The 22,330-nt window shown below is 71.1% G+C and carries 26 protein-coding genes; 12 read left to right on the top strand and 14 right to left on the bottom strand.

The features are described 5' to 3' along the window. The first annotated feature begins 109 nt into the window (after positions 1–109). Positions 110–1,432, top strand: a complete 1,323-nt coding sequence (locus AB0K08_RS12165; protein WP_363354950.1) for a TIGR00366 family protein — start codon at positions 110–112, stop codon at positions 1,430–1,432. Positions 1,433–1,468: 36 nt separating this feature from the next. Here the strand turns inward: AB0K08_RS12165 and AB0K08_RS12160 are convergent, their stop codons facing one another. The 5 genes from AB0K08_RS12160 to AB0K08_RS12140 form a co-directional block, all read right to left on the bottom strand. Further along, entirely contained in the window at positions 1,469–2,101 is a 633-nt protein-coding gene (locus tag AB0K08_RS12160) for a hypothetical protein (RefSeq protein WP_363354786.1), read from the bottom strand. Then, a complete protein-coding gene (locus AB0K08_RS12155) occupies positions 2,098–2,796 on the bottom strand; it encodes a thymidine kinase (protein WP_363354784.1) in 699 nt (232 codons plus the stop codon). The genes AB0K08_RS12160 and AB0K08_RS12155 overlap by 4 nt, the downstream gene beginning before the upstream one ends. 28 nt (positions 2,797–2,824) lie before the next feature. Further along, entirely contained in the window at positions 2,825–3,103 is a 279-nt protein-coding gene (gene catC, locus AB0K08_RS12150) for a muconolactone Delta-isomerase (protein WP_363354782.1), read from the bottom strand. A 123-nt stretch (positions 3,104–3,226) separates the two neighbouring features. Then, positions 3,227–4,414 (bottom strand): beta-propeller fold lactonase family protein, encoded by a 1,188-nt coding sequence (locus AB0K08_RS12145; RefSeq protein WP_363354780.1) that lies wholly within the window; start codon positions 4,412–4,414, stop codon positions 3,227–3,229. Positions 4,415–4,417: 3 nt separating this feature from the next. Next, positions 4,418–4,849 (bottom strand): DUF3151 domain-containing protein, encoded by a 432-nt coding sequence (locus tag AB0K08_RS12140; RefSeq protein WP_363354777.1) that lies wholly within the window; start codon positions 4,847–4,849, stop codon positions 4,418–4,420. Between the two features lie 151 nt (positions 4,850–5,000). Here AB0K08_RS12140 and AB0K08_RS12135 point away from each other — a divergent pair, with 151 nt between their 5' ends. From AB0K08_RS12135 to AB0K08_RS12125, 3 genes are read left to right on the top strand one after another with little or no spacing between them, the layout of a single operon-like run. Continuing rightward, on the top strand, positions 5,001–5,954 hold the full coding sequence (locus AB0K08_RS12135; RefSeq protein ID WP_363354775.1) for a putative selenate ABC transporter substrate-binding protein: 954 nt from the start codon (positions 5,001–5,003) through the stop codon (positions 5,952–5,954). A gap of 27 nt (positions 5,955–5,981) precedes the next feature. Continuing rightward, entirely contained in the window at positions 5,982–6,737 is a 756-nt protein-coding gene (locus AB0K08_RS12130) for an ATP-binding cassette domain-containing protein (RefSeq protein WP_363354773.1), read from the top strand. Further along, complete coding sequence (locus AB0K08_RS12125) at positions 6,734–8,374, top strand: ABC transporter permease subunit (protein ID WP_363354771.1); 1,641 nt, start codon at positions 6,734–6,736, stop codon at positions 8,372–8,374. Before AB0K08_RS12130 ends, AB0K08_RS12125 begins: the two co-directional genes overlap by 4 nt. 30 nt (positions 8,375–8,404) lie before the next feature. Here the strand turns inward: AB0K08_RS12125 and AB0K08_RS12120 are convergent, their stop codons facing one another. From AB0K08_RS12120 to pyrE, 5 genes are all read right to left on the bottom strand, one after another. Further along, positions 8,405–8,764: a hypothetical protein gene (locus AB0K08_RS12120; protein ID WP_363354769.1), complete on the bottom strand. Its 360-nt coding sequence runs from the start codon at positions 8,762–8,764 to the stop codon at positions 8,405–8,407. A gap of 53 nt (positions 8,765–8,817) precedes the next feature. Continuing rightward, a complete protein-coding gene (fbaA, locus tag AB0K08_RS12115; RefSeq protein WP_363354767.1) occupies positions 8,818–9,840 on the bottom strand; it encodes a class II fructose-bisphosphate aldolase in 1,023 nt (340 codons plus the stop codon). A 139-nt stretch (positions 9,841–9,979) separates the two neighbouring features. Further along, positions 9,980–10,603 carry an RNA methyltransferase gene (locus tag AB0K08_RS12110; protein WP_363354948.1) on the bottom strand — a complete coding sequence of 208 codons (624 nt, stop codon included), beginning with the start codon at positions 10,601–10,603 and terminating at the stop codon, positions 9,980–9,982. 119 nt (positions 10,604–10,722) lie between these two features. Continuing rightward, positions 10,723–11,052 carry a hypothetical protein gene (locus AB0K08_RS12105; protein ID WP_363354765.1) on the bottom strand — a complete coding sequence of 110 codons (330 nt, stop codon included), beginning with the start codon at positions 11,050–11,052 and terminating at the stop codon, positions 10,723–10,725. A 103-nt stretch (positions 11,053–11,155) separates the two neighbouring features. Continuing rightward, positions 11,156–11,719 (bottom strand): orotate phosphoribosyltransferase, encoded by a 564-nt coding sequence (gene pyrE / locus AB0K08_RS12100; protein WP_363354763.1) that lies wholly within the window; start codon positions 11,717–11,719, stop codon positions 11,156–11,158. 60 nt (positions 11,720–11,779) lie between these two features. Between pyrE and AB0K08_RS12095 the strand changes: the two genes are divergently transcribed. The 3 genes from AB0K08_RS12095 to AB0K08_RS12085 all read left to right on the top strand — a co-directional run bounded on the left by AB0K08_RS12095 (position 11,780) and on the right by AB0K08_RS12085 (position 13,816). Continuing rightward, positions 11,780–12,244, top strand: coding sequence for a MarR family winged helix-turn-helix transcriptional regulator (locus AB0K08_RS12095; protein ID WP_363354761.1), 465 nt, complete (start codon positions 11,780–11,782; stop codon positions 12,242–12,244). Positions 12,245–12,263: 19 nt separating this feature from the next. After that, on the top strand, positions 12,264–13,085 hold the full coding sequence (gene nadE / locus AB0K08_RS12090) for an ammonia-dependent NAD(+) synthetase (RefSeq protein WP_363354759.1): 822 nt from the start codon (positions 12,264–12,266) through the stop codon (positions 13,083–13,085). A gap of 113 nt (positions 13,086–13,198) precedes the next feature. Further along, positions 13,199–13,816: a hypothetical protein gene (locus AB0K08_RS12085; protein ID WP_363354757.1), complete on the top strand. Its 618-nt coding sequence runs from the start codon at positions 13,199–13,201 to the stop codon at positions 13,814–13,816. Here AB0K08_RS12085 and AB0K08_RS12080 read toward each other — a convergent pair. The 3 genes from AB0K08_RS12080 to AB0K08_RS12070 are packed head-to-tail and all read right to left on the bottom strand — an operon-like array spanning position 13,788 to position 16,041. Then, complete coding sequence (locus AB0K08_RS12080) at positions 13,788–14,576, bottom strand: hypothetical protein (protein ID WP_363354755.1); 789 nt, start codon at positions 14,574–14,576, stop codon at positions 13,788–13,790. The genes AB0K08_RS12085 and AB0K08_RS12080 overlap by 29 nt on opposite strands. Beyond that, positions 14,573–15,631 carry an ABC transporter ATP-binding protein gene (locus AB0K08_RS12075; RefSeq protein WP_363354753.1) on the bottom strand — a complete coding sequence of 353 codons (1,059 nt, stop codon included), beginning with the start codon at positions 15,629–15,631 and terminating at the stop codon, positions 14,573–14,575. The genes AB0K08_RS12080 and AB0K08_RS12075 overlap by 4 nt, the downstream gene beginning before the upstream one ends. An 8-nt stretch (positions 15,632–15,639) precedes the next feature. Further along, positions 15,640–16,041 carry a GntR family transcriptional regulator gene (locus AB0K08_RS12070; protein ID WP_363354946.1) on the bottom strand — a complete coding sequence of 134 codons (402 nt, stop codon included), beginning with the start codon at positions 16,039–16,041 and terminating at the stop codon, positions 15,640–15,642. Between the two features lie 138 nt (positions 16,042–16,179). Here AB0K08_RS12070 and AB0K08_RS12065 point away from each other — a divergent pair, with 138 nt between their 5' ends. From AB0K08_RS12065 to AB0K08_RS12045, 5 genes are all read left to right on the top strand, one after another. Continuing rightward, positions 16,180–16,998, top strand: coding sequence for an exodeoxyribonuclease III (locus AB0K08_RS12065; protein ID WP_363354751.1), 819 nt, complete (start codon positions 16,180–16,182; stop codon positions 16,996–16,998). A gap of 11 nt (positions 16,999–17,009) precedes the next feature. Next, on the top strand, positions 17,010–17,921 hold the full coding sequence (locus AB0K08_RS12060) for a hypothetical protein (protein ID WP_363354749.1): 912 nt from the start codon (positions 17,010–17,012) through the stop codon (positions 17,919–17,921). A gap of 47 nt (positions 17,922–17,968) precedes the next feature. After that, a complete protein-coding gene (locus AB0K08_RS12055; protein WP_363354747.1) occupies positions 17,969–18,640 on the top strand; it encodes a hypothetical protein in 672 nt (223 codons plus the stop codon). 24 nt (positions 18,641–18,664) lie between these two features. Beyond that, positions 18,665–19,339, top strand: a complete 675-nt coding sequence (locus AB0K08_RS12050; protein ID WP_363354745.1) for a hypothetical protein — start codon at positions 18,665–18,667, stop codon at positions 19,337–19,339. A gap of 90 nt (positions 19,340–19,429) precedes the next feature. After that, positions 19,430–21,286 (top strand): glycoside hydrolase family 13 protein, encoded by a 1,857-nt coding sequence (locus AB0K08_RS12045; protein ID WP_363354743.1) that lies wholly within the window; start codon positions 19,430–19,432, stop codon positions 21,284–21,286. 4 nt (positions 21,287–21,290) lie between these two features. On the opposite strand, the gene AB0K08_RS12040 is transcribed toward AB0K08_RS12045, so the two are convergent. Continuing rightward, on the bottom strand, positions 21,291–22,271 hold the full coding sequence (locus tag AB0K08_RS12040; protein WP_363354741.1) for an LLM class flavin-dependent oxidoreductase: 981 nt from the start codon (positions 22,269–22,271) through the stop codon (positions 21,291–21,293). Between the last annotated feature and the right edge of the window lie 59 nt (positions 22,272–22,330).

The raw sequence follows: 22,330 nt of genomic DNA, 5'->3' as shown, positions 1-22,330 counted from the left end.
CCACCTGCACGACGCCGGCCGGCAGCACCCGAGGAGCCTCACCATGGCCGGTTCGCCAGGCAACGTCCGCACCCAGCCCCGCAAGGAGGGCACCCCGCTCTCACGGGCCATGCGCCCGGTCAACCACGTGGTGGAGCGGTTCATCCCCTCCGCCCTGGTGTTCTCGATCGCCCTGACGTTCATCGTGGCCATCCTGGCCCTGATCCTCACGGACACCGGGCCCGGCGACCTGGTCCTGCAGTGGGGTGACGGGCTGGCCGGCCTGCTGGCCTTCATGACCCAGATGGCCCTGATCCTGCTGCTGGGCCACATCCTGGCCAACACCGGGCCGGTGCGGAGGTTACTGGCCTTCCTGGGGCGCGTGCCCACCACGCCGCTGTTCGCCTATGTCTTCGTCTTCGTGGTGGCCGCCCTGGCCTCCCTCATCACGTGGGGGCTGGGACTCGTGGTCGGCGGCCTGCTGGCCCGCGAGGTGGCCTACCAGGGCCGCGAACGGGGGATGAAGCTGCACTTCCCCATGCTGGTGGCCTCCGGATTCGCCGGCTTCGTGGTCTGGCACATGGGCTACTCGGCGTCCGGCCCGCTCACGGCGGCCACCGAGGGGTCCTTCCTCATCGAGCCGCTGGGCGGCCAACCGCTGCCCATCACCGAGACCGTGTTCGCCCCCTGGAACCTCATCGCCGCCGTGGTGGCCATCGCCGTGGTGGCGCTGGCATTGTTCCTCGTGGCTCCCCGCGCCGGCGATCGGATCACGGAGCTGGCGGTGGACGCCCGGGAGAAGAACGTGGACACCGAGGAGGAGATCGTCACCCCGGCCGACCGCGTGGACGCCAGCCGGATCGTGACTCTGCTGGTGGGGCTGGCCCTGGTGGCCTATCTCGTCCTGCACTTCGCCCAGGGCGGCACGCTGACCCTGGACACCGTCAACTGGTCTTTCCTCGCCCTGATCCTGCTGCTGGTGCGCAACCCATTCGAACTGATCGCGCTGACCAAGAACGCCGCCTCCAACGTGGGCGAGATCCTGCTGCAGTTCCCGCTCTACGCCGGCATCCTCGGAATGATGTCCGGGACCGGCCTGATCCAGGTCTTCTCCGATGCCTTCGTCTCCATCTCCAACCCGACGACCTTCGGGCTGCTGGCCTTCCTCTCCGCCGGCCTGGTGAACTTCTTCGTACCCTCCGGCGGCGGCCAGTTCGCGGTGCAGGGACCCATCATGCTGAACGCCGGCGCGGAGCTCGGTGTCGATCCGGCGGTCACCATCATGGCCGTCTCCTACGGCGACCAGTGGACCAACATGATCCAGCCGTTCTGGGCCATCCCGCTGCTGGCGATCGCCGGGCTGAAGATGCGGGACATCCTGGGCTACACCACGGTGGTGCTCATCGCCTCCGGACTGGTGTTCGCGGGAACGCTGCTGCTCGTCTCGCTCTAAGGGATTCCGGCGAACCCACATCAGCCTCGGCGAGTTTCAGCTGCGCGGCCTGACGTACCGTTGAGGCGCGCGCGGCCACGGTGGACGCCATCCGCCCTCGTAAGGCGTGGCCTCGAGGTGCTGTTCGACGAAGGGGAAGACCTCGCCGGCCGACGGCTTCGTGTCGAACTGCGTCTTCACCATCGGATATAGAGCCGGCAGGCCCCCCATTCCGAAGGGCCTGCCGGAATGGCCTCGATTGGCGGCACGGACCCGCTCGAACGCCCCTGGCCGCACATAGAACGCCAACTGCTGCTTGTGCGCATCAGCCTGGTCCGAGGGTTCCACCCTGGCGCTCTTGATCTCCTCCCAGGCAAGGGTCCAGGCCGGCGTGGAGACCCCACGATCATCGATCGTCACGTGCTGCGGCCGGATAGCCCCGTTGAGGTAAAACCAGGCACCGTACCCGGCGAAGAGCACACCCGGCACTGCCACGATGCGCAAGAAGACCAGCATCGGGGAGGGATCATCGAAGTACGACCTCGGGATCCCGAGCACAGCGCAGACCAGAAGGACGGTCAGAGCCAGACTCACGATCCCCACCAACCACCAACGCACCAAGCCGATCCGGGCTGTCACCGGTTCCGGACGCTGCTCCTGCTCGGCCCCGTTGTTCGGCTGGATGCTCATCCCAACCGACCCCCGGATTCCTGGAGGTAGCAGACCCCGCACAGGGACTCGTAGGTGACCTCCACGCCGTCGATCGCCACCTGGTCGCCCTCGAAGACGAACCGCTCGCGGGGGTGCGCGGGCACCTGGGTGCCGGGACCGGCATCGGCGACCGGGCCGGCGTCGTGCCCGATGTCCACCACCTTGCGGGTGTTGAAGATGGCCTTGCGCCCGCACCGGCAGATGGTCTTGAGCTCCTCGAGGGAGTGCGCCAACTCCATCAGCCGGGCGGAGCCGGGGAAGGACGCCGTGCGGAAGTCCGTGCGGATGCCGTAGGCCATCACGGGCACGTTCTCGAGCACCGCGATCCGCAGCAGGTCGTCCACCTGGGCGGGCTCGAGGAACTGGGCCTCGTCCACGAGGAGGCAGGCGACGGGCGCCAGACCGGCGTCCACCTGCGTGAGCAGCGCGGTGGGGTCATCACCGCGGGCCTCCTGACGGAACAGCTCCATGAGCTCCGCCCCGGGCGGGATCAGGAAGTCCACGGGCCGGGCCACGCCCAGCCGGGAGACGATCTGCGCCTCCCCCTTGGAGTCCACCTGCGGCTTGGCCAGTAGCACGCGCTGGCCGCGCTCCTCATAGTTGAACGCCGCCTGCAGCAGCCCGGTGGACTTGCCGGAGTTCATCGCCCCGTAGCGGAAGTAGAGCTTGGCCATGCGGGCGCGCCCTCCAGCGTCCGGGTCGCTACTTGATCGCGTTCGGGTGCTTCGCCAGCGGGGTGACCTTGATCTTCATGTACGGGTACATGGGGAAGCCGGAGAGCACGGCGTGCAGCTCGTCGTTGTCCGCCACGTCATAGACGGAGTAGTTGGCGTATTCGCCCACCACGCGCCAGATGTCCTTCATGGTGCCCTGGCGCTGCAGGTTGCCCGAGTACTCCTTCTCCCGGACCGTGAAATCGGCCTTGGTCTCGTCCGACATCGACTCGGGGAAGGTCACGTCCATCCGTGCCAGAAACAGCATCGTCTCTCCTTGGGGTTGCTATTCGCGCTGTGGGATCCCTGCGCTTTCAGGGCGATCCCGACCGGTGGGGATTGCCCTGAAAGCGCGGTGGTGGGCCGTTGCCACTATAGACCGCCCCCGGAGTCAGGTTCCGGGCAGCAGGAACCCGGGTCGCCGCACGGTGACCCGGGTTCTCACCTCCCCGGGGATGCCGTCGGCATCCAGGCCCAGCCCGACGACGGCGTCGTCCCGTTCCAGCGCGACGAACAGTGTGGGTGCCCCGCCGGGATGGCCCAGGGCGATGTGCCGGGGCCAGTCACCGCCGCACGGCACCTCGGCGATCAGTTCCGGCGTCCCGGCCCGCCGGATGACGCCGATCGTGTTCCGCCCGCGGTTGGCCACGTAGACCAGGGACGCATCCGGGGAGAGCACCAGGTGGGAGGGCAGGTTCTCCCGGGCCGACTCGGGGTCCTGGTCCTGACCGTGGGTGGGGACCACGGCCACCTCGGCGAAGCCCTCCGGGGTCGAGTCCAGGTCCAGCAGGTGCAGCCGCGAGTCCAGCTCGCCCACCACGGCGAGGTGCCGCCGCTCGATCCCGGCCTCGGGCAGCGGGGGCAGGACCGCGAGGTGGCGGGGACCGGTGCCGGCGGGCAGAGTGTGCACGAAGGTCGGCTGTCCGTGGTCTCCGGCACCGGTCGCGCCGGTCAGGTCCCGGATGGAGTACTCAAGGATCCGGTCGGCGCCCAGGTCCGTGACGAGCAGCCGGTCGTCATCGAGGAACAGCACGAAGTGCAGGTGCGGCTCCTGCTGGCGTGCTGCGACGGGGCCGGAACCGGCCGGGGCCGCCACGGCCACGGGTTCGCCCAGCAGGCCGTCGTCGAGCACCGGGGCGATCGTCAGGGTGCCCGAGTCGTAGGAGGCCGCGGCCAGCCAGGTGCCGGAGGGGTTGAGGTCCGCGTGACAGGTGCTCACGCCACCGGCGGGGATCCGCTGGGAGGTGACCCAGCCGACGTCGTTCCCTCGGTCCTGAGCTCCGGCGCCACCGGTGGTACCGGGCCGCGACGGCCCGGCCGGAGAGAGCACCGCCAGTTCGCCCTCGGAGCGGTGCAGCGCGGCGTAGAGCAGGCCCTCGGACGGCGTCCCGGGACGGCCCCGCACCAGCCAGGAGGGGGCGTCCGGCCCGGTGCCGGCCCGCACCGCGGGGGCCTCGGGCCAGCCGGTGGTGAGGACCAGCCCGCCGGAGCCGGCCAGGGCAGGGTCCCGTTCGCCGGGCTCGTTGAACGTTCCGACGAGGACGGCACCGAGGGAGCTGTCCTCCGTGCTGGCGGCCACCGATCAGCCCCGGGAGATCTGCTCTTTGGCGGTGGGGTCCGCGTCCACCAGGAAGGCGTCGATGCGGTGGACCTCCTCGCCCTCGCCGATCGCGGCGGAGGCCTGGCCCAGCAGGTAGAGGGCGCGCAGGAAGCCGCGGTTCGGCTCGTGGGCGTAGGGCACGGGGCCCGCCCCTCGCCAGCCGGCAGCACGGAGGGAGTCCAGGCCGCGGTGGTAGCCCACCCGGGCGTAGGCGTAGGCGTCGATGGTGCGGCCCTCGGCCCAGGCGTCCTCCGCCATCAGGGCCCAGGCCAGCGAGGACTTCGGGAACCGGGTGGCGAGGTCCTCCGGGAGGTCGCCGGCCTCGATCCGCGCGAGCACCTCCGATTCCTCCGGCAGCTGCGTGGGGGCGGGCTGCATGAGGTTCTTGCCGACGAGGGATGCGTCAGAGGACATGGTGCTCCTTGGATCTGGTGGCTCTCAGGTCCCGTGGCGCCCCCGGTGCCGTGGTGCGCGCCGTCCGGGCGTGGGACACCCCCGACCTTACCGAAGGAACCGCAACGGGTCATCGGCACAGACCGGCGGGGCCCTTGGATAGGATGCGGCCATGCGCACCTCCTCCCCCCGGGCCCTTCGGCTGTCCCTGTCCTCGGCGGCCCTCGGCCTGGCCGCCACCCTCGCCGTCACCGGGTGCGGCGGCCCCTCGGAGGGATCCGGGGGCACGGCGGACTCCGGGCAGGAGGCGGCGACCCTGCGGATCAGCGCCATCCCGGACATGGACCCCTCCGACCTGGCCGAACGCGAGAACGCGCTGGCCGCGTACCTCGCCGAGGAGCTGGGCGTGGAGGTGGAGTACGTGCCGGTGAGCGACTATGCCGCCTCCGTCAGCCTGTTCGGCACGGGAGACCTCGACCTGGTCTTCTACGGCGGGCTGACCGGGGTGCAGGCGCGGTTGCGCACCGAGGGCGCCCAGGTCCTGGCCCAGCGGGACATCGACGAGCACTTCCGCAGCGTCTTCATCGCCCACGCCGACTCCGGCCTGGAGCCGGTCGAGGATGTCGCCGGGCTGTCCGAGCTGGCGGGCACCCGCTTCACCTTCGGCAGCGAGTCCTCCACGTCCGGACGCCTGATGCCCTCCTCCTTCCTCAGCGAGGCCGGGGTGGACCCGGCCTCCTCCTTCGACGGGGAACCCGGGTTCTCCGGTTCGCACGACCTGACCATCGACCTGGTGGAGTCCGGCAGCTATGAGGCCGGGGCCCTGAATGAGCAGGTCTGGGATGCGCGGCTCGCGGCCGGGTCCGTGGACACCGAGAAGGTCCGGGCGGTCTTCACCACCCCCGAGTACGCCGACTACCACTGGATCGGCTCCCCGGGGCTCGACGAGCGGCTCGGCGAGGGCTTCACGGAGGACCTCCGCCAGGCCCTCCTGGACCTCGACGGCTCCGATGCCGAGGAGACGGAGCTGCTGGAGGCCTACGGCGCGGAGGCCATCGTCCCGGCCGAGGCCTCGGACCATGATCGGATCGAGGAGATCGGCCGCGAACTCGGCCTGATCCGCTGACCCATGACTGCGCCGGAGGCTGAGCCGATGGCGGCCGTGTCACTGCGCGAGGTCTCGGTGGTCTACGGGGACCGCCGGGCCGTGGACGGCATCACCCTGCAGGTGAACCCCGGCGAGCGGGTGGCCCTGGTGGGTCCCAGCGGCGCCGGGAAGTCCACCCTGCTCCGGCTGTGCAACGGCACGGTGGTGCCCTCATCCGGCCGGCTCCGGGTCCTGGGTGAGGACCCCGCGCGGCTGCCGGCGGGCCGGCTGCGGGCCCTGCGGCGACGGATCGGCGCCGTCCACCAGCAGCTGCACCTGATCGGGCCGCTGCGGGCCGTGCACAACGTCAACGCGGGCCATCTGGGCCGGTGGGGACGGTGGCGAGCCCTGCGATCCCTGGTCCGCCCCCTGCAGGTCGGCCAGGCGCGCGAGGCGCTGGCACGGGTGGGGATCGCCGGGCACCTGTACTCGCGCACGGACCGGCTCTCCGGCGGGGAACAGCAGCGGGTGGCCCTGGCCCGGGTGCTCGTGCAGGACCCCGACCTGGTCCTCGCGGACGAACCGGTCTCCAGCCTGGACCCGGCGCGAGCCGATGAGGTGATGCGGCTGCTCTGCGGCCTGATGGAGGAGACGCACCGGCGCCGGACCCTCGTGGTCAGCCTCCATGACTTCGACCTCGCCGTGCGGCACTGTGACCGGGTGGTGGGCCTGCGGCACGGCCGCGTGGTCCTCGACCTGCCGGCGGACGAGGTGGACGAGCAGGCCCGGGAGCGCTTGTACGACCTGGGTCCTGACCGGTGAGCCGCGGCGGACTCGCCGCGCTGACCCGGTGGGAGGAGCCGGGGCGGGGCCGGGGCCGGCCCGGGCGGTGGCGGGTGCCCGGCGCCGGACGGGCCTGGGCCGGTGCCGGGCTGCTGGTCATGGCCTGGTCGGTGTCCAGCTGGGTCGCCGAGGACGGCCCCCTGGTCAACACCCGTGGATGGCCGATGTTCGTGGACTTCTTCACGGCGGCCCTGAAGCCGGAGCTCTCCGCGGACTTCCTGGCCCGGATCGCCGAGGCCACCCTGACCACGCTGTCCTACGCGGTCCTGGGCACACTGCTCGCGGTCGCCGTGGGCCTGGTGGCCGGGGTCCTCACCTCCGAGACCTGGTGGGCCTCCGGTTCCGGCTCACGGCCCCGGCGCGCCGTCCGCCGGGCCGGCTGGCTGGTCACCCGCCTGGGACTCGCGCTGCCGCGGGGGATCCACGAGGCCGTCTGGGCGCTGCTGCTGCTCAGCGTGCTGGGACGCGACCCCCTGGTGGGGGTGCTCGCGATCGCCATCCCCTTCGGCGCCATCACGGCCAAGGTCTACGCCGAGATCATCGACGAGGCCGCCCGCGGCCCGTTCGAGTCCCTGCGCGCCACGGGCGCCGGCCGCGGCACCGCCCTGCTCTATGCGGTGCTCCCGGTCGCGTTGCCCGACCTGGCCTCCTACGCCTTCTACCGCTTCGAGTGCGCGGTCCGCTCCGCCGTCATCCTCGGCATGGTGGGGGCCGGCGGGATCGGCTTCGAGCTGGTCCTGAGCTTCTCCGGGGCCCGGCACGCGGAGGTCTGGACCCAGGTGTTCGTCCTGGTCCTGCTCGGTGCCGTGGTGGACCGATGGGGCGCGGGCCTGCGGCGGTCGGGCGGGCGGGTGCGCGTGAGCGGTTCGGTGCTGCTCGCGGCGGGGCTGGCCGTCGCCGCCCTGGTGCACCTCGGGCCGGACCTCGCCCGCGTCTTCTCGGCGCGGACCGCCGGGCTGCTCGCCGGGCTGGTAGACGAGCTGTGGCCGCCGGCCCTGCCGGCCGGCGGCTGGGCGCGACTGGTGGCGGACGCCGTGGAGACCCTGCAGATGTCCCTCGTGGCCGCCACCCTCGCGGGGGTCGCCGCGGTGGCCACGGCCTTCCTCGCGGCCCGGGACGGCGGCGGCCCGGTCCGCCGGGCGGCAGGCGCCGCGGCGCGGGGGCTGCTGCTGTTCACCCGCTCCCTGCCGCCCCCGGTCTGGGCCCTGCTGGCGCTGTTCCTGTTCCTGCCGGGACCCTTGCCCGGGGCGCTGGCCCTGGCCGCCTACAACTTCGGCATCCTCGGCCGCCTCTGCGCAGAGGTGGTGGAGAACCTGGACCGCCGTGCCCACGACCAGCTGGTAGCCTCCGGGGCCCCGGGACTGAGTGCCTTCGCGTACGGCGTCGTACCGCCGGCGGGCGGGCGGTTCCTCTCCTATGGCCTGTACCGCTGGGAGGTGGCGATGCGGGAGACGGTGGTGGTCGGCGTGGTGGGCGCCGGCGGTCTCGGCCGCCTGCTGGAGGACCAACGGGTGGCCTTCGACTTCGGGGGGATGGCCGGCACCGTGCTGACGCTCATCGTGCTCTCGGCCCTGGTGGACCTGGTGAGCACCGCCGTGCGGCGCACCCTGCGCTGAGACGGAGGATCACCCCCGCCCGGGCACGGCTCAGCCGCGCGGCTCCCGGGGACCGGACGCCCCGCCGTCGTGCCCTTCCGCCGATCCGCCGTCATCGGCGGGATCCAGGCCCAGCTGCCGGGCCTGACGTTCCCAGGCATCGTGCTCGTGGTCCCGGATCTCGCGCTTGTCCACCTTGGCCTCGATGCGGTCGATACGCCGCTCCAGCTCCGGCTTGATGGCCCCGGCTTCCAGGGCCTTGACGCGCTTCTTGAGCTTTTCGAGTTCCTTCGGATCCGCCGTGCCGTCGGCATCAGAGCCCGGCAGGGGGCGCCCGGTGACCATGCTGAAGACGGAGAGGCCGCCCCAGACCAGGATGGCGATGATGGCGATCCATGCGAACCACGGCATGGGGTGTTCCTTCCGTCGGCCGGGTCCGGGCCGGAGGGGCCCGGGGATACCGGTTACTTGATGGACTGGCCCGCCGAGCCGAGCTCGGTGCAGGCCTGGACCACACGCTCCGCCATGGACGTCTCGGCCAGGGCGCCCCAGGTCCGGGGGTCGTACATTTTCTTGTTGCCGACCTCGCCGTCGATCCTCAGCACGCCGTCGTAGTTCTTGAACATGTGGGTCACCACCGGGCGGGTGAAGGCGTACTGGGTGTCCGTGTCCACGTTCATCTTGATGACGCCGTAGGAGACCGCATCGGAGATCTCCTGCTGGGAGGAGCCGGAGCCGCCGTGGAACACCAGATCGAAGGGGCGGTCCCGGCCGATCTTCGCGCCGACCTCCCGTTGGATCTCCGCCAGGATCTCCGGGCGCAGCTTCACGTTGCCGGGCTTGTAGACGCCGTGCACGTTGCCGAAGGTCAGGGCCGTGATGTAGCGGCCGTGCTCCCCGGCGCCCAAGGCCTCGATGGTGGCCAGGCCGTCCGCCACGGAGGTGTAGAGCTTGTCGTTGATCTCGTGGGCCACGCCGTCCTCCTCGCCGCCCACCACGCCGATCTCCACCTCCAGGATCTGCTTGTTCGCGTGGGTGCGGGCCAGCAGCTCGCGGCCGATCCGCAGGTTCTCCTCGAGGGGCTCGGCGGAGCCGTCCCACATGTGGGAGTTGAAGAAGGGGTCCCGCCCGGCCTTGACCTCGGCCGCGGAGGCGTCCAGCAGCGGCATCACGAAGCCGTCCAGCTTGTCCTTGGGGCAGTGGTCCGTGTGCAGGGCGATGGTGACGTCATAGTTCTTCGCGACCTCGCGGGCGAAGGCCACCATGGCCAGCGAACCGGTCACCATGTCCTTGACGGAGGAGCCGGAGAAGTAGGCCGCCCCACCGGTGGAGGCCTGGATGATGCCGTCCGAGCCCGCTTCCGCGAACCCGCGGATCGCGGCGTTCAGCGACTGGGAGCTCGTGACGTTGATCGCCGGATAGGCGTAGCCGCCGCTCTTGGCGGAGTCGATCATCTCGGCGTACTGGTCCGGGGAAGCGATGGGCATGGAGGCTCCTTGGCGTTCGGGGCGTCTGGTGGCAGCGGGCCACGGTGGTCGGCCTGTCCTCCTCCATCCTATCCATCCGCCCGCGCGCCTACAGCGGCGTCAGGACTCTGAGGGCAGAACGAACCGGTTCGTTCTGCCCTCAGATCTCCCGGGTGGCGTGGCGGCGGATCCAGGCGTGCATCGCGATGCCCGCCGCCACGCCCGCGTTGATGGACCGGGTGGAGCCGTACTGCGCGATCGACAGCGTGGCCTCGGCCGCCGCGTGCACCTCCTCCGACAGCCCGGGCCCCTCCTGGCCGAACACCAGCACGCACCGCTCGGGCAGCTCGTAGGTCTCCAGCGGCACGGAGTCGTCGAAGAGGTCCACGCCGATCACCGCCAGCCCCTCTGCAGCGGCCCAGTCCGTGAAGTCCTGCACCGTGGGGTGGTGGTGCACGTGCAGGTAGCGGTCCGTGACCATGGCCCCGCGGCGGTTCCAGCGGCGCCGGCCGATGATGTGCACCCCGGCGGCGTTGAAGGCGTTGGCCGTGCGCACCACGGTGCCGATGTTCAGGTCGTGCTGCCAGTTCTCGATCGCCACGTGGAAGGGATGCCGCCGGGTGTCCAGCTCGGCCACGATCGCCTCCAGCGACCAGTAGCGGTATTGGTCCGCGACGTTGCGCCGGTCACCGTCCCGCAGCAGCTCCGGGTCCCAGTGCTCGCCCTCGGGCCAGTCGCCCTCCCAGGGCCCCACGCCCACCTCGCGCTCGGGCCCGGTCTCCATCCCGGGTACGACGTCGGCCACCGGCCCGGTCTGCGCGGTCTCCCCGGGTGCCTCCCGGCTCTCCGGCACCCCCGGATCCGGCACCGGCGCACCCGGGGCGCCCGGGCCGGCGTCGGGCCTCACTGCTTGCGGTCGACGAGCGCCCAGGAGGCGAGGGCCGAGGCTGCCGTCACGGACAGGACCGCGGGCCAGGCGCCGATCTTCTTCGCGAGGGGGTGGGAGGCGCCGAAGCCGCCGAGGTAGACGGCGGAGAGCGCCACGGTGGTGGCCGCGCCGCCCTTGGCGGCCCACGTACGGCCCGCGTAGACTCCGGCGGCGGCGAGGAGGACGCCGGCCAGGGGACGGTTGCCCGTCTCGCGGCCCGTCAGGAATCCGCCGACCAGCCCGAGGACCACCACGGGTGCGGTCTGGACGGTGTCGGCGGGCTTGAACACGCGGGATTCACTCATGGGCTCCACGGTAGCCCCGCCCCACCACCATCACGGCCGCAGTTGAGGTCGAGACACGCCGGTGAAATCGACAGTTGCCGCTCTCGTGATGGGAGGTGAGGAGTCAGTCGAGGCCGAGCTCGTCCTTGCCGAAGGCGTAGAGGTACCGCACTCCGGCCTCCGCCTCGATCCGCTCGGCCGCACCGGTGTCCCGGTCCACGATCACGGCCACGGCCTGCACCTCGCCCCCGGCCTGACGCACCCCCTCCACGGCGGTCAGCGCGGAACCGCCCGTGGTGGAGGTGTCCTCCAGGACCACCACGGGGCGGCCCTGCACGGCCGGGCCCTCCACCTGGCGGCCCATGCCGTAGGACTTCTGTGCCTTGCGCACCACGAAGGCGTCCAGGACGCGGCCCTGGCGGCCGGCCTCGTGGAGCATGGCGGTGCCCACCGGGTCGGCGCCCATGGTCAGCCCGCCCACCGCCTCGGCGCCGATGCCGGCCTCGTCCAGCAGGGCCAGCATGACGCGTCCCACCAGGGGGGCGGCCTCGTGGTGGAGGGTGATGCGGCGCAGGTCGATGTAGTAGTCGGCCTCCTGGCCGGAGGACAGGGTCACCCGGCCCCGGACCACGGCCAGTTCCCTGATCAGTTCCAGCAGGCGGGCACGGTCCTGGGTCTGTGAAGTCATGGCACCATCCTAGATTCACGGACTCTGGATTCTCCGCCGGGGCGCTCCTAGGGTGGTGGCATGAGTGAGCCCACCGAACAGGATGCCCCCGCCGGTCGTTCCGCCGAACAGATGCTCAGCTACTGGATCACCCTGGTGGACTCGTTGCTGACCACCCGGGTCAACGAGTCGCTGGCCGAGCACGGGTTGACCCGCGCGCAGTGGCAGCTGATGAATGCGCTGACCGAGCGCCCTCAGACCACCGAAGAGCTCGGCGGCTCCCTGGCCCCGGCGGCGGCCGTCTCCGAGGACGGCCCCGGGACGCTGGAGGAGCACCTGGACGAGCTCGTGGAATCCGGCTGGCTCGTGACGGAGGGTGAGCTGTACACCCTCACCAGCACGGGGCGGACCTCCGGCGAGCGCGTGGCCGCCGTGGTGGAGGAGCTGCGGGCCGAGATCACCGAGGGGATCAGCGAGGACGAGTACCACGTGGTGGTGGATTCCCTGCGGACCATGGCCGGGAATCTCGGCTGGCAGCGCGGCTGAACGGCTCTAGGCTGGGACCATGCGTGAACTACAGCGGGCCATCATCGCCGAGATGGGCGTCAGTCCCGAGATCGATCCGGCCGCCGAGGTCGCCGCACGGGTGGCGTTCCTGAAGGACTATCTCCGGGCCGCCGGGGCCAGGGGGTTCGTCCTCGGCATCTCCGGCGGTCTGGATTCCACCCTGGCCGGGCGCCTGGCCCAGCTGGCCGTGGAGGAACTGCGCGCGGACGGCGTCGACACGGAGTTCGTGGCGGTCCGACTGCCGTACAACGTGCAGCATGACGAGGACGACGCCCAGGCGGCCCTCGAGTTCATCGGCGGCGCCCCGGCCGTCACCTACGACATCGCCCCGGCCGTCGACGGCTTCGAGGCCGAATTCGCCGACGCCACCGGCCAGCAGATCTCCGACTTCAACAAGGGCAACGTCAAGGCGCGCGTGCGCATGGTGGCCCAGTACGCGGTGGCCGGGGACCATGGCCTGTTGGTGATCGGCACCGACCAGGCCGCCGAATCCGTCACGGGGTTCTTCACGAAGTTCGGTGACGGCGGCGCCGACGTGCTGCCGCTGTTCGGCCTGAACAAGCGCCAGAACCGGGCCCTGCTGCAGCACCTCGGTGCGCCCGAGAGGCTCTGGGCCAAGGTGCCGACGGCGGACCTGCTGGACGGCAAGCCGGGCCAGACCGACGAGGCCGAGCTGGGCCTGGACTATGACACGATCGACGACTACCTCGAGGGCCGGGCCATCCCGGAGCAGGCCGCCCAGAAGCTGGAGTCGGTCTACCTGCGCTCACGGCACAAGCGCACCACGCCGGTCACGATCCTCGACGAGTGGTGGCGCTGACCTGGGACGTCAAGAAGTCTCACGCTGTACTCACCGTATTCTCATGGAATTCACCCGATACTCAGAGAATGCGTTTCACCAGACCTCTCAGGGGAAGACCCCTGGAACACCAGGTGGTGTTCTCCCCGGGTGATGTCACGCGGTCCTACGGCCCGTTCGCCCCCGCCACCCACCACGGCACCGTGGTGGCCGGCGACTGGGACCTCCAGCACCACCACTTCTCCACCAATCCCTTGGCGCGCGCGGCCCTGCAGCACTGGCGGGACGGCGTGGACTGGGAGGACACCGGGGCCGTCGAGCTCCAGCTGGGGCGCATCCGCCAGTACGGCCCGGCACTCGCGGACGGGATGGCCACCCGGGATGACGTCATGCGCCGGTACGAGCGGCTGGACCAGCTGTTCGAGCTGGTCCGCCAGACCGGCGAGCTCCCGCCCCACACCCGGCCCCGGGACCTGATCTACCTCCATCTGGACCGCGATGGGGAGCCCGTCTTCGGTCACCGGGGAGTGCACCGTTTCGTCATCACCCACGTGCTGCGGGTGCCCTCGGTGACCGCCCAGCTCGGGGCCGTCCATGCCGCGGCGCCCCAGGCGCTGTGGCTCCGGGTCGCCGTCAGGACCGGCTTCAACTTCCAGGACCGGCTGGCCTCCGCGGGGCCGGTCCGCCGGCGCAGCGTGTTCAGCCCCCGCGCGGACCGGGGCGCTACCGGCCGACGGGCACCCGCCGCATGACGGCCCAGGAGACCGCCGTGGCGAGGGCGGCGATCACCAGCAGCAGCGCCGAGGCCTTCTGGATGAGGTTCGTGGCGAAGAAGGTCGCCACATCCAGTTCGGAGGCCAGCACCAGCGCGAGGGCCCCGAGGATGATCACCAGCAGTGCGGCGATCCCGGCCATGACCCCGTACTGGCCCCAGCGGAGGTAGACCGCCGCCAGGCCGGCGCCGACGGACAGGCACGCCGCGGCGATCGCGAAGCTCAACAGCAGGGTGAGGCCCAGGTGCCCGTCCCCGAGCGCGTAGACATCGAACATCCGGGTGCCGGTGAACCAGTGGTCGGTGGCCTGCTCCAGCAGCAGGAAGACGCCGACCAGGGCCGCGAGGTACGCGGACTGCACCAGGATCCACAGCGCGGTCCCGGCCCAGTAGTGACGTCGGGTGGACCCCATCATGCCGATGGCGAAGGGCATGGTGCGGGCGTAGGCGTACACACCGATGGTCACGATGAAGCCCGGCCAGGACCACAGGGCGGCCTGGTTGTAGCGGAACCCCTCGGAGAGCTGCTCGCCGGTCGCCGGGGTCAAGGCCTGCAGGACCACCATGATGATCACGCAGACGGCGGCCACGGAGGCCAGCATGATGACCGGCACCCAGATCATCTGCATGCGGTCCACGTAGTGCAGCCGGACGATGCGCAGGACGCGGTGCATCCCGCTCTCACCGGGTGCAGAGGTGGCCGGCAGGTCTGCGGCGTGGCTCAGGGTTGCGGTACTCATCGTTGCTCCTCTGTGGTCTCTACGGAGGTCTCCGCGGCGGGGTCGGTGACGCCCGTCGAGTCGGTGGGCCGGGATCCGATGGCGGCCACCAGGTCCTGCAGCCCCACGGGGCCGATCTCCAGGTGGTACTCGGCAGCGGCGGCGGTCAGTGCCTCGTCGGGCTGCCCGGCGAGGGTCCTCGAGGCGAGTCCGCCGATCCTGCGCTGGTGCAGGGCGGTCCAGCCGGCCGAGACCTGCCCGACGGCGGCCGCGGGGCCGGAGAGGGAGAAGGCGGCGCTGCGCGCGGTGTCCGCGTCGGCGTCCATGAGGATCCGGCCGTCGTCGATCACCAGGACCTTCTCCAGCAGGTCCGCGGCCTCATCGATCAGGTGGGTGGACATCACGATGGTGCGCGGGTGCTCCAGGTAGTCCTGCAGCATCACGTCGTAGAACAGCTGGCGGGCCGTGGCGTCCAGGCCGAGATAGGGCTCGTCGAAGAACGTCAGCGGGGCCCGTGCCGCCAGGCCGACCACGATCGCCACCGCGGAGAGCTGCCCTCGGGAGAGCTTCTGGATCTTGGTCTCCACCGGCAGCCGGAACATCCGCACCAGCCGCTCGGCGAAGCCCTGGTCCCAGTGCTCGAAGAACCAGGGTGCGGCCTTGAGCACGTGCGCGGCCTTGAAGGACTCCGGGTACTTCTGGTTCTCCCGGGCGAAGCACAGCCGGGAGGCGGTGGTGGGGTCCTCGAAGGGGCGCCGCCCCAGCACGGAGACCTCACCGGCCGTGGCGGCGTCCTGACCGGAGAGGATGGACAGGGCGGTGGTCTTTCCGGCACCGTTGCGGCCCAGCAGCCCGACGATCGAGCCCTCGGGGATATCGAAGTCCAGGCCGTGCAGGATGTCCTTGCGGCCGAAGGACTTGCGCAGCCCGCGCACACTGACGGCGGCCTGTGGGTCCAGGGGCTGCCCGGCGGGCATCGGCCGGGCGGCGTGGCTGAGGGCGGCGGCCGTGCTGCCGCCCGTGGTTGCGGCTGGGCCGGGACGGAGGCCGGCGGCGGTCTGGGGCGTGGCGTGCATGGTTCCCCCTACAGGGTGGGTCGGGCGGTGGAGGTGAGGTCCGGGGCGGGTGCGCCCTTGGCTGCAGTGCGGTGGATCATCCCGGACAGATCCTCCGGTGAGATCTCGAGGCGGGCGGCCTCTGCCAGGAGCGGGCGGACGTACTGCTGGGTGAAGGCCTCACGGCGCGAGCTGAGCAGCTGCTGCCGGGCCCCGTGGGCCACGAACATGCCGATCCCCCGCTTCTTGTAGAGGATCCCCGCATCCACCAGCAGGTTGATCCCCTTGTTCGCCGTGGCCGGGTTGATCCGCAGGAAGACGGAGAACTCGGTGGTGGAGGGGACCTGGGTCTCCTCCGGGTAGGTCCCGTCCACGATCCCCTGCTCGATCCGGAGCGCCAGCTGGCGGAAGATCGGCTGCGAGGCATCCATCTCCATGCGGCGCTCCCTCACGGTCAGTCGGTAGGTTGGTTCATTACTTGTGTAACTAACCTAGCAACCTCGGCGCCTCCTGTACACCCCCTCCGGCCGAAAGCCCGGGGGCGGATCGAGGTTCGTTAGGCTGGCGGGGTGAAGATCGCCACCTGGAATGTGAACTCCCTCCGTGCCCGCGCCGACCGTGTCGAGTCCTGGCTCGAGCGCGCCGATGTCGATGTCCTGGCCATCCAGGAGACCAAGTGCAAGGACGAGAACTTCCCGTGGGAGCTCTTCGAGCGCATGGACTACGAGGTCGCCCACTTCGGCTTCTCCCAGTGGAACGGCGTCGCCATCGCCTCCCGCGTGGGCCTGGCGGACGTGGAGCGCACCTTCGCCGGCCAGCCGGCCTTCGGCAAGGGCGGCGTGGACCCCGTGCAGGAGGCCCGGGCGATCGCGGCCACCGTGGGCTCCGGGGACGAGGCCGTCCGCCTGTGGTCCCTCTACGTCCCCAACGGCCGCGGCCTGCAGGACGAGCACATGCCCTACAAGCTGCAGTGGCTGCACGTGCTGAAGGAGCAGGCCGCCGCGGACCTCGCCGCAAACCCGAACCTGCGCCTGGCGCTGACCGGCGACTGGAACATCGCCCCGCAGGACGAGGACGTCTGGGACATCCAGTACTTCATCGAGGAGGGACTCACCCACGTCTCCCCCGCGGAGCGGGCCGCCTTCCACGCCTTCGAGGAGGCCGGCTTCCAGGACGTGGTCCGCCCCCGCCACCCCGGCCCCGGGACCTACACCTACTGGGACTACACCCAGCTGCGCTTCCCCAAGAGACAGGGCATGCGCATCGACTTCGTGCTGGCCTCACCCGCCCTCGCCGGCTCCGTCACGGACGCCTGGATCGACCGCGAGGAACGCAAGGGCAAGGGCGCCTCGGACCACGCCCCCGTGGTCGTGGACCTCGGGTCCTGAGCCGGCCGCGCATGCAGTACCAGTCCGAGTTGCGCGTCTACCAGCCGCTCGCGGCCTTTCCCGACGCCGTCCAGGCCCAGTACCAGCGGGCGCGGAGCCGATCGCGCGGGGAGACCGAGGCCGAGGCCGGCCAGCGGGCGCGGCGGCGCCTGCTGCGTGACGTCACCGACCCGTTCCCGCACGGCCGGGACCTGGTCCGGGTGCTGCGGGTCCCGGCATCGGGGAACGACGCCGGCCCGGGCACCGCAGGCGGCGGGCGCACCGGAGTCGGTGGGTCCGGCGGGGCGGGGGACGCCCCCGAGGCCCCCGCCGCCCCGCTCTCCGAGTTCTTCTGCCCGGATGAGATGGCCCTGCGCTGTGAGCTCGCCGCCGAGCAGCTCACCGAGTCACTGCGCCCGCAGATCTTCGAGACGCTGGTCCCGCAGGCGGCCCGCGAGGCCAACGCGGAACGGCTCGCCGAACGGCTCGAGTTCACGGACAGCGAGGAACTGCACCAGGTGCACACCCGCACGGCGGTCTGGGGTGTGCCCGCCGGATGGTTCGCGCTGGTCCAGGAGCAGGACCGGGTGAGCGTGCTCGGGGACCCGGCCGCCCCGGACACCGTGCGCATCACCGTCCCGCTGGGACTGGCCCTGGAGCGGGCCCGGCGCGCCGCCGTCGTGCTGTCCCTGCACGCGCCGGACATGGACCTCCTGCATGACCTGACGCTCCTGGTGTCCTGGCTGGAGTCCTTCCACCCGGACTCCATGGTGGAGCTGGACTACGGCGGCCTGGCCCGGCTGGTGTGGCCGGACGACTCCCCGTTCGACGTGCGCACCGCGATCGAGGCCCTTGAGGAGGGCGACGCCGAGGCGGCCGTGGTGGCCAACCACCGCATGGTGCGGCGCTGGCTACCGGTGCGGCAGCTGGGCCGGGCGAGCTGAGCACGCATCCTCTGACCCCCTGACATCCACCACCCGGAGGGCTCCCCTTGACCATCCACCCCGCCGCCACGGCGGCGATGCCGCTGACCGCCACGACTGTCTCCACCGGAAGCGGTGTGGATGCGGCCATCGCCTGGGGTGGGGTGGTGGCCAGCCTGCTGGTGGCCGCCGGCCTGTTCCTGATCACCTGGCGCCAGCTCAACGGACGGCACCGCCGCTGGGTGGTCGCGTCCGGCATCCCGTTCCAGATCTCCCACCGGAACACCTGGCCGTTCATGATCCTCGGCTTCGGCCTGTTCTTCGTCATGCTCGCCGTGGCCACGGTCTTCGAGGCCCTCGGCAACGAGGCCGGCCGGCAGTTCATCTGGTCCTGGCCGGCCTTCGTCCCCCTGGCCCTCGTGGTCCTGTCCTTCTTCACCTGGCCCCTCGCCCTCACCCCGGACTGGTACCAGCGGTGGGCCCGCCACCCGCAATCCCCCCAGGTCTCCCCCTGGCCACTGGAGGAAGCAGCACAAGCCCTCACCGACGCCCCCGACGACCGTTCCCGCGCCGCGCTGGGCAGTGACATCGGCTGGTCCGGCCAGGATTCCGAGAAGGCCTGGGAGTTGACCGGGCTGCCGGGGACCGCCCCCAAGACCCGTTTCGATGAACGCACGGAGGAGCTCAAGGCCAAGCTCGCACAGCACGAGGCTGAACGGCAGAACAGGTCACAGCCCTAGGTGCCCGGACCCGAAGGACCCGTCATGGTGTTGCGCACCGTCCTGACCACCCCCGCCTATCTGGGGATGCTCGTCCTCGTCGGCGGGGCCGCTGCCCTGCTGTTCTACATCGCCTGGCGGTGCCTCAACGGGGACAGCCGCACCTGGGCCGTGCTGCCGCCCCTCCCCTTCCAGATCGCCAAGCACAACACCTGGCCGTTCATGCTCCTGATGATCGGCATCACGCTGCTGACGGCGCTGCCCTCGGTGTTCTTCGAGGCCACCCGCATGGAAGGGGCTCGCGTCGCCACGTGGAACGTCGTGCTCATCCCCCTGGCCCTGGTGGTGCTGTCCTTCCTGTGGTGGCCCCTGGCCTGGACGCCGCGGTGGTTCCGCACCTGGGCCGCCCGGAACAACCGGGGCGCCACGCCGTGGACCATGGGGGAGGTCGAACGCGTCAAGGCAGCCCCGGACTCCAGACGACGTCAACGGGCCCTGACCGATATCGCCCGACTCGTCGGTGAGGACGAGGTCGCCGGGCTGCGGGACAAGAGCCTGCTCGATCGCGAGGTGGAGCGGATCGAGGACTACAACGAACGGCTCGGGATCACCGGGGACATGGACACGATCGAGCGGGCCAGGATCATCAAGGCCCACCGCAGGCGCCAGAAGGAACAGAAGAAGGCCGACCGGCAGGCCGCGAAGCGTCGTCAGGGCTGACGGCGGCCGCCGCCGCCCGGGCACCCTGCAGCCCGGGTTCCTCGCAGACCGGCCGGCCCTCACAGCCGGATGTGACACTAGGCTGACCCCATGACCACGGGACCGCTGAGCACCCCACCGTCCGAGGCACGCAACCATCCGGTGAACCCCTGGTGGGTGGACGCCGTGATCTACCAGGTCTATCCCCGGTCCTTCGCGGATGCGGACGGGGACGGCATGGGGGACCTTGCCGGGGTCATCTCCCGGCTGCCACACCTGCAGCAGCTCGGCGTGGATGCGATCTGGCTCTCCCCGTTCTACGTCTCCCCGCAGCGGGACGGCGGCTACGACGTGGCGGACTACCGGGACGTGGACCCCCGCTTCGGCACCCTGGCCGACGCCGAGCGGCTGCTGGAGGCCGCCCACGAGGCCGGGCTCCGGGTGATCGTGGATCTGGTCCCCAACCACACGTCCTCCGAGCATCCCTGGTTCGCCGAGGCGCTGGCCGCCGATCCGGCGACCGAGCAGGGCCGTGCGGCCCGGGACCGTTACATGTTCCGTCCCGGGCGAGGGCCGGACGGCGCCCAGCCGCCCAACAACTGGCAGTCCACCTTCGGCGGGCCCGCCTGGACGCGGACCCGGAATCCGGACGGCACACCCGGGGACTGGTACCTGCACCTGTTCGACTCCTCGCAACCTGACCTGAATTGGGAGAACCCGGAGGTCGGCGACGAGTTCGAGGACATCCTGAGGTTCTGGCTGGACCGCGGCGTGGACGGCTTCCGCGTGGATGTGGCGCACGGCCTGGTCAAGGCCGAGGGCCTCCCGGACCATGCCGTGCGGCCGGGGATGGTCACGGACGCCGGAGAGGACGTGGCCGGCCACCCCGAGGACAACCCGGACGACCACGCCCATCCGGTCCCGTACCACGACCAGGACGGGGTCCACGCGATCTACCGGGACTGGAACCGGGTCCTGGCCGAGTATGACCACGATCCGCTGCTGGTGGCCGAGGCCTGGGTCGCCCCGCTCGAGCGGCTGTTCCGCTACGTCCGCCCCGGCGAGATGCACCAGGCGTTCAACTTCACGTTCCTACTGGCCGGCTGGGACGCCGTGCGCCTGTCCGACGCGATCACGGGATCCCTCCAGGAGGCGGCGAAGGTGGGCGCGTCCAACACCTGGGTGCTCTCCAACCATGACACGGTCCGGCATGCCTCACGCTTCGGGCTCACGGACCCCACGCGCTATCCCTCGGGGATCGGAGCCGATGACGAGCAGCCGGATGAGGCGTTGGGCTGGAAGCGGGCCCGGGCCGCGGCGATGATCGAGCTCGGCCTGCCCGGCTCCGCCTACATCTACCAGGGTGATGAGTTGGGCCTGCCCGAGCACACCACGCTGGAGGGCTCCCTGCGCCAGGACCCCACCTTCGTCCGCACCGAGGGCGCGGAGAAGGGCCGGGACGGCTGCCGCGTCCCCATGCCCTGGCGTGCCGGCTCACCCGGGTTCGGCTTCAGCGCCGGATCCGGAGAAAGGCAGGGGCACGACGCCGGCCCGGCGGCGGGCGCTCCCGCGGCACCCTGGTTGCCCCAACCGGAGTCGTTCGGGACCTATGCGGCGGACCGGCAGGTCGGCGTCGCCGGTTCGACCTTCGAGCTGTACCGGCAGCTGCTGGACGTCCGCGGGGAACTGGACCTGGGCACCGGCGCCTTCGCCTGGTCCCGACTGCACAGCCCGGAGCACGGGGTGCTGGCCTTCTCGGTCACCACCGGCGGCGGGCAGCACGGGCACGATCTCGACTCCGGGGAACGGATGCCCGAGCAGGTCGTGCTCGTGCTGGCCAACCTGGGCGAGACCGCGGTGGATGTCCCCGAGGACTACGCCGCCGCGATCTACAGCGTCGATCCCGCCGAGGCCCTGCAGGACGGACAGCTGATGCCTGACTCGGCCGCGTGGTTCCTCAAGCGCTGAGCACTCAGGACCAGTGCTCGGCCAACAGCCTCAGGGAGCGCTCCCGGACGGCCGGGTCGTAGGCATAGGTGACGGTGATCAGCTCGTCGGCGCCCGTGCGTGCCACGAACTCCTCCAGCTGCCGCACGGCGGTGGCCGGTGACCCCACCGCCTTGATCCTCAGCATGGGGTTGTCCAGGCCCGGCGCGGTGGCCGGGTCCACCGGCGGCTGGAGCATGCGGCGTTGGCCGCTGTGGAGGTCCGCGAACATCTGGCCGAGGGTGGTGAACTCCCGCTCGGCCTCGGCATCCGTGTCTGCCACCATCACGTTGATGCCGGCCATGACGTAGGGGGCCTCGATCTGGGCCGTGGGGGCCTGAGTGCTGAAGCTGTCCCGGTAGACCGCGATCGCGTCGTCGATCTGGTCCGGCGCGAAGTGCGAGGCCAGCGAGAACGGCAGGCCGAGCTGGCCGGCGATCGAGGCGCCGTTGACGGTGGAGCCGAGCACCCACAGGGGCACCCCGGTGCCCGCGGACACGGCGGACGAGATGGGGGTGCTGTGGGCCTGGCCCTCGGGGCTGAACCATCCCTGCAGGTCGTAGATGCTCTGTGCGAAGGCCTGCGGCTCGGCGGAGGATCGGCTCAGGGCCTGGGCCGTCATCATGTCCGTGCCCGGGGCGCGCCCGAGACCGAGGTCGATCCGGTCGCCGTGGAGGTTGGCCAGGGTGCCGTACTGCTCGGCGACCATGAGGGGTGCGTGGTTGGGCAGCATGACGCCGCCGGAGCCCACGCGGATCCGCTCGGTGACCGAGGCGGCCTGGGAGATCAGCAGGGCCGTGGCGCTGGCGGCCAGGTTCACGGTGTTGTGGTGCTCGGCGAACCAGAGCCGCGCATAGCCCGCATCCTCGGCCACCCGCGCCGCGGACATCGAGGCGGCGATACCGTCCCGGGCCGTCGAGCCCTCGGAGATGGAGACGAGGTCGAGAATGCTCAGGGGAACTGCCACGGTGTGTTGTGTCCTTTGCGGTCGGAGGGTTGCATCTCTTGGTGCAACCCCGCTCCGAC

The organism is Citricoccus sp. NPDC055426, assembly GCF_040677445.1.
In the GTDB taxonomy this organism is placed as follows: Bacteria; Actinomycetota; Actinomycetes; order Actinomycetales; family Micrococcaceae; genus Citricoccus.
Note: the sequence above shows the minus strand (reverse complement) of the source record. Positions and strands in the feature narration are given on the sequence as shown.

Excerpts from the sequence above, each read along its gene's own strand:
- AB0K08_RS12165 (WP_363354950.1), top strand. The coding sequence starts at position 110 with ATGCGCCCGGTCAACCACGTGGTGGAGCGGTTCATCCCCTCCGCCCTG.
- AB0K08_RS12160 (WP_363354786.1), bottom strand. The coding sequence starts at position 2,101 with ATGAGCATCCAGCCGAACAACGGGGCCGAGCAGGAGCAGCGTCCGGAA.
- AB0K08_RS12155 (WP_363354784.1), bottom strand. The coding sequence starts at position 2,796 with ATGGCCAAGCTCTACTTCCGCTACGGGGCGATGAACTCCGGCAAGTCC.
- catC (WP_363354782.1), bottom strand. The coding sequence starts at position 3,103 with ATGCTGTTTCTGGCACGGATGGACGTGACCTTCCCCGAGTCGATGTCG.
- AB0K08_RS12140 (WP_363354777.1), bottom strand. The coding sequence starts at position 4,849 with ATGTCCTCTGACGCATCCCTCGTCGGCAAGAACCTCATGCAGCCCGCC.
- AB0K08_RS12135 (WP_363354775.1), top strand. The coding sequence starts at position 5,001 with ATGCGCACCTCCTCCCCCCGGGCCCTTCGGCTGTCCCTGTCCTCGGCG.
- AB0K08_RS12130 (WP_363354773.1), top strand. The coding sequence starts at position 5,982 with ATGGCGGCCGTGTCACTGCGCGAGGTCTCGGTGGTCTACGGGGACCGC.
- AB0K08_RS12120 (WP_363354769.1), bottom strand. The coding sequence starts at position 8,764 with ATGCCGTGGTTCGCATGGATCGCCATCATCGCCATCCTGGTCTGGGGC.
- fbaA (WP_363354767.1), bottom strand. The coding sequence starts at position 9,840 with ATGCCCATCGCTTCCCCGGACCAGTACGCCGAGATGATCGACTCCGCC.
- AB0K08_RS12110 (WP_363354948.1), bottom strand. The coding sequence starts at position 10,603 with ATGGAGACCGGGCCCGAGCGCGAGGTGGGCGTGGGGCCCTGGGAGGGC.
- AB0K08_RS12105 (WP_363354765.1), bottom strand. The coding sequence starts at position 11,052 with ATGAGTGAATCCCGCGTGTTCAAGCCCGCCGACACCGTCCAGACCGCA.
- pyrE (WP_363354763.1), bottom strand. The coding sequence starts at position 11,719 with ATGACTTCACAGACCCAGGACCGTGCCCGCCTGCTGGAACTGATCAGG.
- AB0K08_RS12095 (WP_363354761.1), top strand. The coding sequence starts at position 11,780 with ATGAGTGAGCCCACCGAACAGGATGCCCCCGCCGGTCGTTCCGCCGAA.
- nadE (WP_363354759.1), top strand. The coding sequence starts at position 12,264 with ATGCGTGAACTACAGCGGGCCATCATCGCCGAGATGGGCGTCAGTCCC.
- AB0K08_RS12080 (WP_363354755.1), bottom strand. The coding sequence starts at position 14,576 with ATGAGTACCGCAACCCTGAGCCACGCCGCAGACCTGCCGGCCACCTCT.
- AB0K08_RS12075 (WP_363354753.1), bottom strand. The coding sequence starts at position 15,631 with ATGCACGCCACGCCCCAGACCGCCGCCGGCCTCCGTCCCGGCCCAGCC.
- AB0K08_RS12070 (WP_363354946.1), bottom strand. The coding sequence starts at position 16,041 with ATGGATGCCTCGCAGCCGATCTTCCGCCAGCTGGCGCTCCGGATCGAG.
- AB0K08_RS12060 (WP_363354749.1), top strand. The coding sequence starts at position 17,010 with ATGCAGTACCAGTCCGAGTTGCGCGTCTACCAGCCGCTCGCGGCCTTT.
- AB0K08_RS12050 (WP_363354745.1), top strand. The coding sequence starts at position 18,665 with ATGGTGTTGCGCACCGTCCTGACCACCCCCGCCTATCTGGGGATGCTC.
- AB0K08_RS12045 (WP_363354743.1), top strand. The coding sequence starts at position 19,430 with ATGACCACGGGACCGCTGAGCACCCCACCGTCCGAGGCACGCAACCAT.